Origin of the sequence: Microbacterium sp. Leaf320, from assembly GCF_001423485.1 — a bacterium.
In the GTDB taxonomy this organism is placed as follows: Bacteria; Actinomycetota; Actinomycetes; order Actinomycetales; family Microbacteriaceae; genus Microbacterium.
In genome coordinates, this window is the sequence record NZ_LMOD01000002.1 from 656,560 (window position 1) to 669,638 (window position 13,079).

At 68.6% G+C, this 13,079-nt stretch carries 16 protein-coding genes; 5 read left to right on the top strand and 11 right to left on the bottom strand.

The window, feature by feature from the left end:
* The first annotated feature begins 149 nt into the window (after positions 1–149).
* Positions 150–710, top strand: a complete 561-nt coding sequence (locus ASF63_RS07965; protein ID WP_056511750.1) for a dihydrofolate reductase family protein — start codon at positions 150–152, stop codon at positions 708–710.
* Between the two features lie 12 nt (positions 711–722).
* Here ASF63_RS07965 and ASF63_RS07970 read toward each other — a convergent pair whose 3' ends face one another.
* The 5 genes from ASF63_RS07970 to ASF63_RS07990 all read right to left on the bottom strand — a co-directional run bounded on the left by ASF63_RS07970 (position 723) and on the right by ASF63_RS07990 (position 4,692).
* Entirely contained in the window at positions 723–950 is a 228-nt protein-coding gene (locus ASF63_RS07970) for an RNA-binding S4 domain-containing protein (protein ID WP_056311088.1), read from the bottom strand.
* A 65-nt stretch (positions 951–1,015) separates the two neighbouring features.
* Complete coding sequence (locus ASF63_RS07975; protein ID WP_056511753.1) at positions 1,016–1,318, bottom strand: hypothetical protein; 303 nt, start codon at positions 1,316–1,318, stop codon at positions 1,016–1,018.
* Positions 1,319–1,480: 162 nt separating this feature from the next.
* Positions 1,481–2,317, bottom strand: coding sequence for a hypothetical protein (locus ASF63_RS07980; protein WP_235560740.1), 837 nt, complete (start codon positions 2,315–2,317; stop codon positions 1,481–1,483).
* 373 nt (positions 2,318–2,690) lie between these two features.
* Positions 2,691–3,962 carry a sensor histidine kinase gene (locus ASF63_RS07985; RefSeq protein WP_235560741.1) on the bottom strand — a complete coding sequence of 424 codons (1,272 nt, stop codon included), beginning with the start codon at positions 3,960–3,962 and terminating at the stop codon, positions 2,691–2,693.
* 52 nt (positions 3,963–4,014) lie between these two features.
* Entirely contained in the window at positions 4,015–4,692 is a 678-nt protein-coding gene (locus ASF63_RS07990; RefSeq protein ID WP_056511757.1) for a response regulator transcription factor, read from the bottom strand.
* Between the two features lie 148 nt (positions 4,693–4,840).
* On the opposite strand from ASF63_RS07990, the gene ASF63_RS07995 reads away from it, so the two are divergent.
* Positions 4,841–5,377, top strand: coding sequence for a hypothetical protein (locus ASF63_RS07995; RefSeq protein ID WP_157534277.1), 537 nt, complete (start codon positions 4,841–4,843; stop codon positions 5,375–5,377).
* A gap of 61 nt (positions 5,378–5,438) precedes the next feature.
* Here ASF63_RS07995 and ASF63_RS08000 read toward each other — a convergent pair whose 3' ends face one another.
* Together ASF63_RS08000 and ASF63_RS08005 are read right to left on the bottom strand one after the other, a co-directional pair.
* Positions 5,439–5,645 carry a CDGSH iron-sulfur domain-containing protein gene (locus ASF63_RS08000; protein ID WP_053098184.1) on the bottom strand — a complete coding sequence of 69 codons (207 nt, stop codon included), beginning with the start codon at positions 5,643–5,645 and terminating at the stop codon, positions 5,439–5,441.
* Complete coding sequence (locus ASF63_RS08005; protein WP_056511765.1) at positions 5,642–6,682, bottom strand: iron-containing redox enzyme family protein; 1,041 nt, start codon at positions 6,680–6,682, stop codon at positions 5,642–5,644. Before ASF63_RS08005 ends, ASF63_RS08000 begins: the two co-directional genes overlap by 4 nt.
* 111 nt (positions 6,683–6,793) lie before the next feature.
* Here ASF63_RS08005 and ASF63_RS08010 point away from each other — a divergent pair, with 111 nt between their 5' ends.
* Positions 6,794–6,973, top strand: a complete 180-nt coding sequence (locus ASF63_RS08010) for a hypothetical protein (RefSeq protein ID WP_056511768.1) — start codon at positions 6,794–6,796, stop codon at positions 6,971–6,973.
* A gap of 16 nt (positions 6,974–6,989) precedes the next feature.
* Here the strand turns inward: ASF63_RS08010 and ASF63_RS08015 are convergent, their stop codons facing one another.
* The 4 genes from ASF63_RS08015 to ASF63_RS08030 form a co-directional block, all read right to left on the bottom strand.
* Positions 6,990–8,375, bottom strand: a complete 1,386-nt coding sequence (locus ASF63_RS08015; RefSeq protein ID WP_056511772.1) for an LLM class flavin-dependent oxidoreductase — start codon at positions 8,373–8,375, stop codon at positions 6,990–6,992.
* A 91-nt stretch (positions 8,376–8,466) separates the two neighbouring features.
* The gene (locus ASF63_RS08020; RefSeq protein WP_056511774.1) at positions 8,467–9,918 is read right to left on the bottom strand and encodes an ArnT family glycosyltransferase; all 1,452 of its coding nucleotides are present in this window, start codon (positions 9,916–9,918) and stop codon (positions 8,467–8,469) included.
* A gap of 56 nt (positions 9,919–9,974) precedes the next feature.
* The gene (gene pnuC / locus ASF63_RS08025) at positions 9,975–10,706 is read right to left on the bottom strand and encodes a nicotinamide riboside transporter PnuC (protein WP_056511778.1); all 732 of its coding nucleotides are present in this window, start codon (positions 10,704–10,706) and stop codon (positions 9,975–9,977) included.
* Complete coding sequence (locus ASF63_RS08030) at positions 10,703–11,230, bottom strand: GNAT family N-acetyltransferase (protein ID WP_056511780.1); 528 nt, start codon at positions 11,228–11,230, stop codon at positions 10,703–10,705. The genes pnuC and ASF63_RS08030 overlap by 4 nt, the downstream gene beginning before the upstream one ends.
* A gap of 82 nt (positions 11,231–11,312) precedes the next feature.
* Between ASF63_RS08030 and ASF63_RS08035 the strand changes: the two genes are divergently transcribed.
* Together ASF63_RS08035 and ASF63_RS08040 are read left to right on the top strand one after the other, a co-directional pair.
* Positions 11,313–12,326, top strand: coding sequence for a serine hydrolase domain-containing protein (locus tag ASF63_RS08035; RefSeq protein WP_082477947.1), 1,014 nt, complete (start codon positions 11,313–11,315; stop codon positions 12,324–12,326).
* Positions 12,323–13,078, top strand: coding sequence for an SDR family oxidoreductase (locus tag ASF63_RS08040; RefSeq protein WP_056511783.1), 756 nt, complete (start codon positions 12,323–12,325; stop codon positions 13,076–13,078). The genes ASF63_RS08035 and ASF63_RS08040 overlap by 4 nt, the downstream gene beginning before the upstream one ends.
* Position 13,079: the final 1 nt, after the last annotated feature.

The following is a 13,079-nucleotide window of genomic DNA, read 5'->3' on the forward strand; positions in this document are numbered from 1 at the left end:
GGGGGTTCCTCTCGGTCGCGGGTCTGGGGATATGGCTCCAGCGTGCGCCGACATCGTAATCTCGACCAGCGCCTTGCGCCTCGCGACACTGGTCGCTAGGGAACCGGGAAGGGGTCGATCCGCTCGACGGTCGGGAGTAGCCTCGCCGCATGGGCCGACTCATCTACTCCATGATCACGTCGCTCGACGGCTACGTCAGCGGGCCCGATGGCGGGTTCGACTGGGCGCTCGACGAGGAGCTGCACGACTTCATCAACAGACAGTTCGCCGATGTCGGCACCTACCTCTATGGGCGGCGCATGTACGAGACGATGGTCTACTGGGAGACCGCGCACCTCGAACCCGATCAGCCGCAGGTGGGGATCGACTATGCGCGCGTGTGGCAGGCTGCCGACAAGGTCGTCTTCTCGACGACTCTCGCGGAGGTCTCGAGCGAGCGCACCCGTCTCGAGCGCTCCTTCGACCCCGAAGTGGTCGAACGCTGGAAGGCCGAGTCCGACAGTGATCTGACGGTCGACGGTCCGACGCTCGCGGGGGAGGCGATCCGGGCCGGACTGGTCGACGAGTTCGGCATGTTCATCGGTCCGGGGATCGTCGGCGGGGGGAGGCCGTTCTTTCCCGAGGGCGTGCACGTCGACCTCGAACTGCTCGAGGATCGCCGGTTCGGCAGCGGCGTGATGTTCCTGCGCTATGCGACGAAAAGGCCGTGAACGGTAGCGGCCTCAGGGGCGGACGCGCACCGTTCGGCCTTCGAAGGTGACCAGGTCGCCGTCGTGGAGCTGACGGCCTCGCCGCCGATCGACCTCGTCGTTCACCCTCACGAACCCGTCGATCACGACCTCCTTGGCGTTGCCGCCGGAGTCGAGGAGCCCCGAGAACTTCAGGAACTGGCCGAGGCGGATCATCTCCCCGCCGATGGAGACGTCGTCGATGCGGCCGGAATTCGTCATGACTCCGATGGTATCCCGCGCCGGATGCTGCCAGCCGGGCGTGGGACCTTCGCAGATGATCGTCGTCAGCCGAGCGCCCGCTGGATCCGCTCGCTGAGCCGGTCGGCCGCCGTCGAGGTCGTCCGGCGACGGGTCGGCGACTGAAGCGCGATCCGCACGTCGGATCCGCCCTCCGACATCGGAGTCGCGACGACCCTCACGTCGGCGGGCCCCGCGAACAGCGTCCGGCGTGTGCTGAATGCCACGGAGCGGTGATCGGAGACCCTCCACTCGACGTGCTTCAGCTCCGTCGTGAGCTGCTGCAGCACCCGCACGACGGAGTCCGCCTGCGCGGGAGTGTGGAAGTTCGTGTGCACCGTGACCGGCATGGATTCCCCTGACGACAGCATCTTCGGTCTGCGATCGAGACCGTACCCACCTAGAGAGACTGCGCGGTGAACGGATCATGATGCGAAAATGCCGAACTCGTCGCAGACGCGTCGAGCCGCCGACCCCGTGGGGCCGACGGCTCGAGGAACGACGCGGGTCGTTCAGTCGTCGATGTCGGTGCCGACGACGGCGAAGTCGGCGCCGAAGTCGATGTCGATCGAGCGGCGGTCGCTCGTGAGCACCGACGCGTCGTAGGGGCTGACCTCATCGTTGTCGGCGTCGAGGTCGGTGATCATGCCGTCGGCCTCAGCCAGCGCGGCATCGACGAGTGCGCGGATGGCCGCCTCGTCGAGCGTGTGAGTGGGGGCGGAGTCGTCGTCGTCCTGCTCCGTCGAGACGACGGTGGCCGCGAGGTCTGCATCCACCCGCACCTCGGTCTCGCTTCCGTTCGCCGCGGTCAGCTGGACCTCCCACGTGCCGTCGCGCTTCGCGTCGATCGACGTGACATCGCCCTCGGCCGCTCCACGGGCGGCATCCGCGATCGCGACGAGATCGTCGGCCGAATCGGTGCCGATGTCGGTCACCGGGCCACCGCCCTGGGGTGCGCCCTGCTGGTCGCCATCGTCGTCCCGGTCGTCGCCGGGCTGGCCGCCGCGGTCATCCGAGTCTCCGCGCGGGCCGTCGGAGACCGACGGACGGTCGTCGTCGTCGCCGAACTCGTCGCCGACCGCTGCGCCCAGGGCCACACCGCCTCCGACGAGCACCACGGCCGCGGCGATTCCGCCGCCGATCAGAAGCGCTCGCTTGCGTCCGGGCTTGGCGGGGGCTGCCGGAGCGCCCGTCGCGTCAGCGGCGAGCGGTGCGACGGGCACGGTCTCCGCCTCGGCTGCCGGAGCGGGAGTCGCCTGAGGCGCGGGCGGTGCGGGCGGCGCCGGCGGGGTCGGGTTCGACGGGAGGTTCTCGGGCGTCTGGTCGGGGGTCGGGTTCTTGTCGTTCATGTCTCGATGCTCTCGCGGGGGCGCTGAAGCCACCCTGAAGCCTCCTGAAGCGATCTTCAGGAAGGAGCCGCCGACCGGTCATGGGTCTGCCGGTGCCGTTTGCAGGATCCAGGCACGTCTGCAGGACGAGAACAGGTGTCTGGTCCTGCGTCCGTGCTTCGGTCCTGCAGGCGGGACTGGATGCCGAGCCAGTGCGGGATTCTCCTTTTAGCCGTTTGCAGGATCCAGGCACGTCTGCAGGACGAGAACAGGTGTCTGGTCCTGCGTCCGTGCTTCGGTCCTGCAGGCGGGACTGGATGCCGAGACATCAGGTCCTGCAGATCGACCGGATGCCGAGACCTCAGGTCCTGCAGACGGGCCGGATGCCGGGATGTCAGGCCGACAGGGGGAGTGACACGACGAACCGGGCGCCGCCCCACCGGGATGCGTCGACCGACACGGTTCCGCCGCTGGCCGTGGCGATGCCGTGGACGATCGCCAGGCCGAGGCCGCTGCCTCCGGCATCCCGGCTGCGGGCCTCATCGAGCCTGACGAAGCGCTCGAAGATGCGCTCGCGCTCGTCCGGCGGCACTCCCGTTCCGTCGTCCTCGACGGTGACGAACACCCACGAATCCTGCGGGATCACGCTGATGGCCACTCGGCCGGCACTGTGTCGCGCGGCATTGTCGGCGAGATTGCGCAGCAGCTGACCGAGAAGTCGCGGATCGCCCTCGACGCGGGCCGCGCGGATGCCGGAGCTGTCGACCTCAATGCCGCGTGAACGCAGTCGCCGCGCCTCGCCGAGGGCGAGATCATCGAGATCGACGGCCTCGTCGTGAGTGCCGCCGCCCTCGTCGAGTCGAGCGAGCAGCAGCAGCGATTCGACGATTCCCTGCAGGCGAAGCCCCTCGTCGGAGACGACCTCCGCGAGCTCGCCGATGCTGGTCGTGGCCGGATGCGCCTGCGCGAGCTCGGCATGCTGGCGGATCGTGGCGAGGGGCGAGCGCAGCTCGTGCGACGCGTCCGAGACGAACCGGCGCTGGGCCGTCGCCGAGGAATCGAGGCGATCGAGCATCCGGTTCATGGTGGTCGCGAGCGCGGCGATCTCATCCGATGACGCGGGGACCTCGACCCGATTGTGCAGATGCTCGGCGGTGATCCCGTCGACCTCCTGGCGGATGCGCGTGACGGGCCGGAGAGCTCGACCCACCACCAGCCAGGTGGTGACCGCGACGAGCACGAGGAGGAGCGGAACCGCGACCGCGAGCAGCATGACGACAGTCGACAGGGTCTCGTCGTCGTCTTCGATGGGGACGGCCAGGACGAGGGTCTCGTCGTTCTCGAGGTCGTCCGAGACGACGAGCATCGGCGTGCCGTCGATCGTCACCGTGAGCGCGCTATCCGCGATCGGCAGCGCGCTCGAGCCCAGATCGTCGCGGGCATCCTCGCTCGCCGAGCGGATCGAGCCGTCAGCGCCGATGATCTGCACGAGTTCGTCGTCGAGGGTGTAGATGCCTCGGCCTCCACCGGGGCCGCCACCGGGTCCGTCCAGGCGCTCGGTCAGCTCGTCGAGTCGCTGCTCGGCGGCGCGCTCGGCGCTGGCATGGATGCTGGAGCTCAGGATGCCGTAGAACGAGAACGCCCCGATCAGCAGGGCGGCGGCCACGACGAGAGTCGCGCCGAGGGTCGTCCGGGCGCGCACTGATCTGAAGGGGCGGTTAGCCACCGTCGGCCGCCAATCGGTAGCCGGCACCGCGGATCGTCTCGATCGCCTCACGGCCGAAGGGCTTGTCGAGCTTACGGCGCAGATGGCCGACGTAGACCTCGACGATGTTCGGGTCGCCGTCGAAGTCGTCGTCCCAGACGCCCTCGATCAGCGTGCGCTTCGACAGCACCTGGCCGCGGTGGCGCATCAGGTATTCGAGCACGGCGAACTCGCGGGCGGTCAGTGTCACGGGCGTCTCACCGCGCCAGACATGATGCGACGAGGGGTCGAGCTTCAGGTCTCCGGCTTCGAGCACCGCGGGGCGGGCGACGGCACCGCGACGCACCAGGGCGCGGATGCGGGCGACGAGGATCGCGAACGAGAACGGCTTGGTCACATAGTCGTCGGCCCCTGTCTCGAGGGCTTCGACCTGATCCCACTCTCCATCCTTCGCGGTGAGCATCAGCACGGGAGTCCAGTTCTCCTCCGCGCGCAGCGCCTCGCACACCTTCCACCCGCTCATGCCGGGCATCATCAGGTCGAGCACGATCGCGTCGTACCGGGTCTCGCGCGCACGCCAGAGCCCGTCGACGCCGTTGTTCGCGACGTCGACCGCGAAGCCCTCGGCCTCGAGCCCCCGGCGGACGGCGTCGGCCAACCGCACCTCGTCGTCAACCACCAGGATCCGCATTCCTCCAGTGTGGCGGGCGCACGCTGAATCCGCGCTGAAGCGGGGTCGTCGCGCCTCATACACGCCTCATCCCGGGCGTTGTCGCGGTGCGCGGGGCGCACAACGGGGGAGGGTTGGCACTGTCGGTGGCCTGTGGTTGCATGAAGGCATGACCGGAATCCGGGGGGACAGGTCGAGAAGCGTGCGTCTGCTTCTCGTCGTTGCTGCGACGGCGCTGCTCGCGGGATGCGCGACCGCGAGCCCTGCGCCGCTGGGTGCATCACCGTCGGAATCGCCGTCTCCCACCCCGACAGCGGCCTGCCCGCAGATCGAGGGCGTCGAGCTGCCACCGGAATGTGCCCCGTACGATCCCGACAACGCGATGGCGCAGAACGAGCGCTATCGCGACCGGATGGATCTCTCAGAAGACAGCCGAGCCGCAGCCGAGACGCCGGCGAACGAGATCCGCACGGCGCTCGAGACGCTGCGCACCTCGGGAGACCTGTCTGTCTCGGCCGTGGAAGATGCGATCGCGGCTGCCGGCCTCACCGGCATCCAGACACTCGGCGACGAACGCGCGGTCGCCTTCGGTGCTGCCGCGCCTGCGGGCGGATGCATCTTCGGCGAGGTCTCGGCCGACGTGCTGACGGTCGAGATCGGCGGCATCATCATGGACGGCGGCTGCCTGCCGGCAGTCGGCCACTGATCTCGACCCATCGACCGGCAGCGACCGGCCGGCAGCGATCGACCGACAGCGACCGGCCGGTTCAGGCGTCGGTGCGGAATCCCGCGGCCTTGTGCGTGCCGTCGCAGAACGGCTTGATGGTCGAGAGCCCGCAACGGCAGAGCGCCACCGTACGGCGCGTGACCTCGATCGGCTCTCCGTCGGAAGACTCCAGCACCGCTGCGCCGCGCACCAGCAGCGGCCCGTCGGGGTAGGCGGTGATGGTGACGGCATCCTCGCGCGCGCTCATCGATCCGCCCTCGGTCGCAGCGACGATTCGCCGCGCATCCACGAGTCGAGCATGTGACCCGCCGCCCATCCGTCGACGGTGAGGCAGGCGGATGCTCCGAACATGATGTCTGGCAGCAGTTCGGGGTGGTCCTCGGCCAGCCCGCCCGCGAGATCGCGCGCCGCGATCTGCTCGTGCACGGCATCGGCCTCGACATGCTCGTCGAAGTAGTCGGTGACGTCTTCGGCGAAGCCGAGGCGACGCAGGCCGTCGGCGTACAGGCGATTGGGGATCGATGAGGTCATCTCGAATGCCGCGAGGTGGCCGACGATGGCTCCGACGAGGCGTCGGTTGAGACCGAACATCGACATCGAGTTGAGCGAGGCGAGCGTGATCGCCGGCACATCGTCGACATAGCCGCCGTAGGTGTCGTCGAGCCCCGCGCCGCGCATGGCCCGCGCGAAGATCGTCGCGTGCACCCGGTCGGGCCGCCCGGCGCCGTACTCGTCGGACTGGATCTCGACGAGCGCCGCCTTCGCTCGGCCGCTGAGACGGGGGATGGCCCAGGAGTGCGGGTCGGCCTCGCGCAGCGTGTAGATGGAGCGCTGCATGAAGAACTCGCGCATCTGTTCGACGGTCGCCTTCTTCGCGACGTAGCGCGACAGGCTCGGGCCGGTGTCGGCTTCGGCCAGGGCGAACAGGGCGCGCCCCACCGCATCCAAGGTCGGTTCGGGGAGCTCCGGCATCGGGACCGTCGCACGCAGAGCCTGCTCGAACGCCTGCTCGAGCAGCCCCCGCGTCGCGATCAGCGCGGCGTCGAACTCGAGGGTCGGGTCGAGATCGGGAAGAGAGCCGTACGACGAGGCGTAGAGCACGAAGAGGGCGAGCTGGATGTCGTCATCGCGCACGACGTCGGCGCTCGCCGCGAGCACGGACTCGGCGCGGGAGCCGAGATGGTCGACGTCGCCACCGGTCAGTCGGCGGATGACGGCATCACTGAGCGGACCGCGCGCGGTGAGGCCGTGGAGGGCGGAGGGAGTGAGGGCCGGTGCAGACATGCTCGCAGTCTCGCCCCGGTTCCGCCCACCCGTGAAGGGTCTTGACGGCGACCGTCGGATGCCTCAGCATCCGGGATCCGTGACGTCCGCACCGCCGCCTAGGCTGGAACCATGAACAAGAACTCGTTCTGGACCATCGTCGGCGTCATCCTCGCCGTGGTGATCGCCTGGTGGATCGTCAGCGCGCTGTTCTCGATCCTGTGGTTCATCGCCAAGCTCGCGATCGTGCTCGTCGTCGCGGTCGTGGTGTTCCTCGTGCTGCGCGGACTCTTCAGCTCGAAGGCCGAGTAGCGCCCGCGAGCGCCGGTCAGGCGACGGGAGCCTTCGCGCCCACCCGGTACCGGGCGGCGCGATGCGTGTCCTGCACGCGGTCGCCCTTGCCCTGCAGCTTGTTCCGCAGCGTTCCTGGCGTGTACTCGTTCGGGTAGACGCCGCGCTCACGCAGCACCGGGATGACGTGCTCGATGACGTCCTGCCAGGTGCCGGGGGTGACCGCGTAGGCGAGGTTGAAGCCGTCGATGTCGGTCTCCTCGACCCACGACTGCAGTTCGTCGGCGATCTCGACGCCCGAGCCGACGATGGTCGGGCCGAGGCCGCCGATCGCGTTGTGGCGGCCGAAGTCGCCGACGGTCCACTCGCGTCCGAGGTCCGCCTCCTCCTTGAGGTGCTGCAGCACCGACTGGATCGCGTTCGATTCGACGTTTCCGACCGGCTCGTCCTCCGCATACTGCGACAGGTCGACGCCCATCCAGCCGGACATGAAGGTCAGTGCGCCTTCGGGGCTCGCGTACGACAGGTACTCGGCGTGCTTCGCCGCGGCATCCGCGCTGGTCTCGCCCGTGATCACGGTGAGCAGGGTGTAGATGCGGGCGTCGTAGCGGTCGCGCCCCGCATCCTCGAGCGCGTCGCGGATGCGCTTGACCGTGCCAGCGAGCACCTCTTTCGAGGGCGCGGCGACGAAGATGGCCTCGGCGTTCTCCGATGCGAAGCGCACGCCGCGCGGGCTGGCTCCCGCCTGGTAGATCACGGGGGTGCGCTGCGGCGACGGCTCGGAGATGTGGATGCCGGGAACGCTGAAGTGCGTGCCCTCGTGGCCGATCGGGTGCACCTTCGACGGATCGGTGAAGATGCCGCGCTCGCGGTCTTCGACGACGGCGTCGTCTTCCCACGATCCCTCCCAGAGCTTGTAGAGCACCTCGACGTACTCGTCGGCGTGGTCGTAGCGGTCGTCGTGCGCGAGCTGATCCTCCTGGCCCATGTTGCGTGCGGCGCTGGGCAGGTAGCCGGTCACGACGTTCCAGCCGACACGCCCATTTGTGAGGTGGTCGAGAGTGCTGAGCCGACGCGCGAAGGGATACGGGTGCTCGAAGGCGGTGCCGGCGGTGATGCCGAATCCGAGGTGCTCGGTGACCGCCGCCATGGCGCTGACGAGCAGGATCGGGTCGTTCACGGGAACCTGCGCGCCGTTGCGGATCGCCGCCTCGTTCGTGCCGCCGTAGACGTCGTAGGTGCCCAGGACGTCGGCGATGAAGATGCCGTCGAAGGTCGCGCTCTCGAGCAGCTTCGCGAGGTCCGTCCAGTACGAGATGGTGTTGTACTGACGCGAGCGGTCGTCCGGATGCCGCCACAGACCGGACGACTGGTGGGCGACGCAGTTCATGTCGAAGGCGTTGAAGCGGATCTGGCGAGTCATGGGGACTAGCAAAACTCCTGGGCCGCGCTGAGGCCAGCCTCTGCGACACGTGCCGACACATTCGGGCAGCGAGTCGGCAGACGGATGCTGCTCAGTCGAGGTGTCGGAACTGCGGCCACAGCTCGACCCACGACGCCACCGGGTTCGTGCACACCCGGATCGGCACGCCCTGCTCCTCGTTCTCGACGCCGACGCCGTTTTCGAGCACGCCGACGACGGTGCAGGTCTCGAAGCGCGCCTCGAGTGCGGGGCCGAAGTCGCCGACGACCACGACAGTCGTGGCATCCCGCGGAGGAGGGCCCGCGTCCCAGAGGGCGTTGTGTCCGCTCGTGATCGGTGGCAGATCGACCCCGAACCGGTCGAGCGCGCCCGCTTCGCCATAGTTCGCGGTGATGATCGCATCCGCCTCCGAGTCTCCGACCGCGGTCTCGATCTGCTCGACGTAGCGTTCCCACCCCACCTGATCGGCAGAGCTGGCGTTGACCGCCGCCAGGCCGCTCGCGCCGAAGGCCTCGACCGGGAGGAGGGGGAGCGAGGTCAGCGCGCATCCGATGCTGTTGATGGCGATCGCCGCGAAGAGAAACGTGCGCCGCCCGCGCGTGCGGGCCCAGTCGGCGACAGAGGCCGACCCGATCGCCACCAGCACCGAGAGCACGCCGAACGTGTAGTAGAACTGCGCCCCCGCAGCGAAGACGAAGACGACCATCACGGCGAAAGTGACCGAGATCCAGCGGATCGGCCGCCATTCGGGTCGACAGAAGAGCGAGATCAGTGCGACCACCCACCAGATCGCGAGCACCGGCCCGACCATGAGGATCAGGAACGGCCACATCATGATCCGCACCTCGTCGGCGTTGTTCTCGCCGAGGGCAGCGCCCATCGCGAGTTGCGGCCAGCCGTTCAGCGCCTGGTAGAGGATGCTGGGCAGCGCGAGAACCGCGCACAGCGCCACCGCACCCCACAACCAGCCCGACCGCAACCAGCGGCGGGGACCGAGCACCGCGAGCCCGGTCGCGATGCCGACCAGCAGCGTGACGATGAGCAGCTTGTTGAGCGCGCTGATGCCGACGATCGCGCCGACGGCGAACCACCAGCGGCCGTCGTCGCGGAGCGTCGCTCGGAGTGCGAACAGCAACGCAGCAGGCCAGATGACCAGGTCGAGGCTGGCGGTCAGGAGCACATGGCCGAAGGCGAGGGTCATCGAGGCACCGGCCATGCCCCACGCGGTCAGCGCCTGTGCGAGCCGTCCACCGCCCACCTCTCGCGTGATCAGTGTGAGGATCACGACGGATGCGATCGCGAAGAGACCGCTCATGATACGGCCGGCTACCACGGTGTCGCCGAAGATCGCCGCCGCCGCGGTCGCGATCAGGGGAGTCAGCGGAGGCTGATCGACATAGCCCCACACGGGGTCGAGCATTCGGAAGTAGAGCTCGTCGCGGTGATAGCCGTACGCGGTCGCTGTGACGGCGAGCACGAGAGCAAGCGCGGCCATGGCCGCCACCACAGGAGTGACAGCGAACCGTGACCGTTCGATCGGCATGTGCCCACCGTAGCCCCGGCCCGTTCTTCAGGTGTTCTCGTCGGTCGAGTCGCGGGTCAGTCCCTGTCGCGGTCGACGGTCTTCACCGTCGAGGTGATCGGGCGAGGGTCGGGCATGATCGTCTCGACCTGGGGTTTCGCGTTCGCCTGCGCGCGGCACCAGACGACGAAGCCGACCGCGGTGAAGACGCCGTAGAACACGTACATCAGGCCTGTGGCGTAGAAGCCGGAGCTGAACAGCAGCGGCACGCCGACGATGTCGACGGCGATCCAGATGAGCCAGAACTCCGTCCAGCCCTTCGCCATGCCGTAGGTGGCGAGCAGGGATCCGACGAACGTCCACGCGTCCGCCCAGACGGGCTCCCACGAGCCGAGCGCGCGGAACAGGGGAGTGAGGGCGATCGTGCCGATCACCATCACCAGCACCAGACCGATGCGAGCGCTGTTGGGTGCCCATCGCGGGGTCACGCGGCCGCCGTCGGCCGCGGCCTGGCGCCAGCGCACCCAGCCGTAGATCGCGACGATGATGAACATGACCTGGCGACCGGCCTGGCCGAGCAGATGCGGCAGCTCGTGGTCGGGGTTGAGGATCGACCCGAGGAACACGGTGAGCAGCAGCAGGTTGCCGACGATGCCGACCGGCCACGCCCAGATCTTGCGCTGCATGCCGCCCAGGGCACTGGCGAGGCCGAACACGTTGCCGACCACCTCACGGATCAGCAGCGCTTGACCGCCCGGAAGCACCCACTGCGAATTGAAGGCGTCGGCCAGCCAGAGCAGCGGGTTCATTTCAGTTCGTCCGGGAAGGGGCGCTCGTCGAGCACGAGCTGCAGGAAGGTGAGGTCGAGCCAGCGGTCGAACTTGGCGCCGACCTGCGGCATGCGCCCGACCTGCATGAAGTCGAGACGCTTGTGCATGATGATCGATCCGGTGTTGCTGCTCTCGATCGCCGCGACCATGACGTGCTTGCCCAGCTCGCGGGCACGGTGGACGAGTTCGATCATGAGCGCCTTGCCGATGCCGCGCCCGCGCTGGCCCTCGCGTACGTAGACCGAATGCTCGACGGTGTGGCGGTAGCCACTGTGCGGTCGCCAGTCGCCGAACGTCGCGTAGCCGAGCACACCCGTGTCATCGACCGCGACGAGCACCGGGTAACCGCGCTCGGTGCGCTCGGCGAGCCAGGCGGTGCGGTCGTCGACCGTGACCGCCTCTTCGTTCCAGATGGCGGTGGTGGTCAGCACCGCGTCGTTGTAGATGGCGGTGATCGCCTCGACGTCGGCGGTCTCGGCATCCCGGATCTGGTGGTCGCTCATCGGGTCTCCTGCATCTGCGCTCGGGTGCGCACTGGACGACGGTAGCAGGATGCCGGGGTGGGGGATGCGGGAGACTGGCGTCATGTCTCTCGCTGAAACGGTCCGCGACCGCATCGTCCGTGCGATCGATGAGGAGCAGCTGGGCGCGTACGGACTCCACGTGCTCGTCGGTCACGAATCCGCCCAGCATCGTTGGCGCAGCGACGATCGGGTGAACCTGTATTCGGTGTCCAAGGGCGTGAGTGCGCTCGCGGCGGGGATCGCCGTCGACGAAGGCATCCTGACGCTCGACACCCGCGCTGCCGATGTGCTGGACGTGCCTGACCCCGGCTCAGGCGTCGAGGGGGTGTCCCTGCGGCATCTCCTCACGATGACCAGCGGGATCGACTTCGAATGGTTCGGAGACCAAGAGGTGCCCTGGCCCGATCTCGCCCTCGAGATGCTCGCTCGTCCGAGCCGAGGCCCAGGCGAGCACTTCCAGTACTCGGATGCGAGCACCTACGTCGCCATGAGGATGCTCGGCGCTGCCGTCGGCGACGTGCGGGACTGGCTGATGCCCCGTCTGTTCGAGCCGCTCGGCATCCATAACCCGCAATGGCTGAGGTGTCCGCTCGGATGGATCGTGGGCGGAAGCGGGCTGGAGCTGCGCACCGAGGAGCTGGCGCGGATCGGACGCGTGCTGCGCGATGGCGGCCGCTTCGGGGACGACCGCATCGTGGCGCAGAGTTGGATCGATCGGATGCATTCCGATTGGGTCTCCTCGGGGGCAGGTGGCCTCTACGCCTCCTACGGGCTGGCCGCCTGGCGAGGACCGGGCAACGGATGGCGTCTGGACGGGCGGTACGGGCAGTACGTCTTCGTCGATGACTCTGCCGACGCGGTCGTCACGATCACGGCGCATGAGGAGAAGAGCGATCAGCGGCTCGTGGAGATCGCCGCTGATGCTGTTGCTAAGGCCGTCTCAGCATCGACTCCCGCGAGCACGGGGTTGGAGGCCTCACACTCTCGGATGCCGTCTCGTCGTCTCTTGCAGAGCGATGAGGCGGACGCATCTCTGTGCGGGCCCGTGAGCTCTAACGGAGAGGAAGTCGGATGAGGATCGCAGTCGCAGGAGGAACGGGCGTGGTCGGACGGCACGCTGTCGAGGCGGCGCGGGCGGCGGGGCACGATGTCGTCGTGCTCTCGCGTTCATCCGGTGCCGACGTGATCGCAGGCGTCGGCCTCGTCGGCGCGCTGCGGGGCGCGGATGCTGTCATCGACGTCACCAACACGACCACCCTCTCGGCCGCGAAGGCGATCGACTTCTTCGAGACGGCTACCCGCAAGCTGCTCGCAGCAGAGCACGCCGCGGGCGTCCGGCACCATGTCGCGCTGTCGATCGTGGGGATCGATGGGATCGACTCCTCCTACTACGCGGGCAAGCTCACCCAGGAGCGCGCCGTGGCTGCCGGGTCGGTGCCGTTCACGATCGCTCGGGCGGCGCAGTTCCACGAGTTCGCGGGACAACTGCTGTCGGGGACGTCCGGACCTGTCGCGGTCATGCCGAAGGTGCTCATGCGGCCGGTGTCGGCGCGCGAGGTCGGTGCGCACCTGGTGCGGGTCGCCTCGGGTGCGGCGGTGGGGCGTGCGCGCGATCTCGTCGGACCGCGGGATGAGGTACTGCTCGACCTCGCCCGACGGCAGCTGGCGTTCGACGGGGTGCGGCGGCGGGTGCTGGGGGTGCGGCTGCCCGGCGCGTACGGCAAGGGGCTCGCCTCGGGATCGCTGCGCGGTGGGGCTGATGCTCTGCGGGGAGAGATCACCTTCGACGAGTGGCTGGGCAGTGGAGATCACGTGCGTGGGGAGTGAG

Coding starts and splice junctions, on each gene's coding strand:
- ASF63_RS07965 (WP_056511750.1), top strand. CDS start 150: ATGGGCCGACTCATCTACTCCATGATCACGTCGCTCGACGGCTACGTC.
- ASF63_RS07970 (WP_056311088.1), bottom strand. CDS start 950: ATGACGAATTCCGGCCGCATCGACGACGTCTCCATCGGCGGGGAGATG.
- ASF63_RS07975 (WP_056511753.1), bottom strand. CDS start 1,318: ATGCCGGTCACGGTGCACACGAACTTCCACACTCCCGCGCAGGCGGAC.
- ASF63_RS07980 (WP_235560740.1), bottom strand. CDS start 2,317: ATGAACGACAAGAACCCGACCCCCGACCAGACGCCCGAGAACCTCCCG.
- ASF63_RS07990 (WP_056511757.1), bottom strand. CDS start 4,692: ATGCGGATCCTGGTGGTTGACGACGAGGTGCGGTTGGCCGACGCCGTC.
- ASF63_RS07995 (WP_157534277.1), top strand. CDS start 4,841: ATGACCGGAATCCGGGGGGACAGGTCGAGAAGCGTGCGTCTGCTTCTC.
- ASF63_RS08000 (WP_053098184.1), bottom strand. CDS start 5,645: ATGAGCGCGCGCGAGGATGCCGTCACCATCACCGCCTACCCCGACGGG.
- ASF63_RS08005 (WP_056511765.1), bottom strand. CDS start 6,682: ATGTCTGCACCGGCCCTCACTCCCTCCGCCCTCCACGGCCTCACCGCG.
- ASF63_RS08010 (WP_056511768.1), top strand. CDS start 6,794: ATGAACAAGAACTCGTTCTGGACCATCGTCGGCGTCATCCTCGCCGTG.
- ASF63_RS08015 (WP_056511772.1), bottom strand. CDS start 8,375: ATGACTCGCCAGATCCGCTTCAACGCCTTCGACATGAACTGCGTCGCC.
- ASF63_RS08020 (WP_056511774.1), bottom strand. CDS start 9,918: ATGCCGATCGAACGGTCACGGTTCGCTGTCACTCCTGTGGTGGCGGCC.
- pnuC (WP_056511778.1), bottom strand. CDS start 10,706: ATGAACCCGCTGCTCTGGCTGGCCGACGCCTTCAATTCGCAGTGGGTG.
- ASF63_RS08030 (WP_056511780.1), bottom strand. CDS start 11,230: ATGAGCGACCACCAGATCCGGGATGCCGAGACCGCCGACGTCGAGGCG.
- ASF63_RS08035 (WP_082477947.1), top strand. CDS start 11,313: ATGTCTCTCGCTGAAACGGTCCGCGACCGCATCGTCCGTGCGATCGAT.
- ASF63_RS08040 (WP_056511783.1), top strand. CDS start 12,323: ATGAGGATCGCAGTCGCAGGAGGAACGGGCGTGGTCGGACGGCACGCT.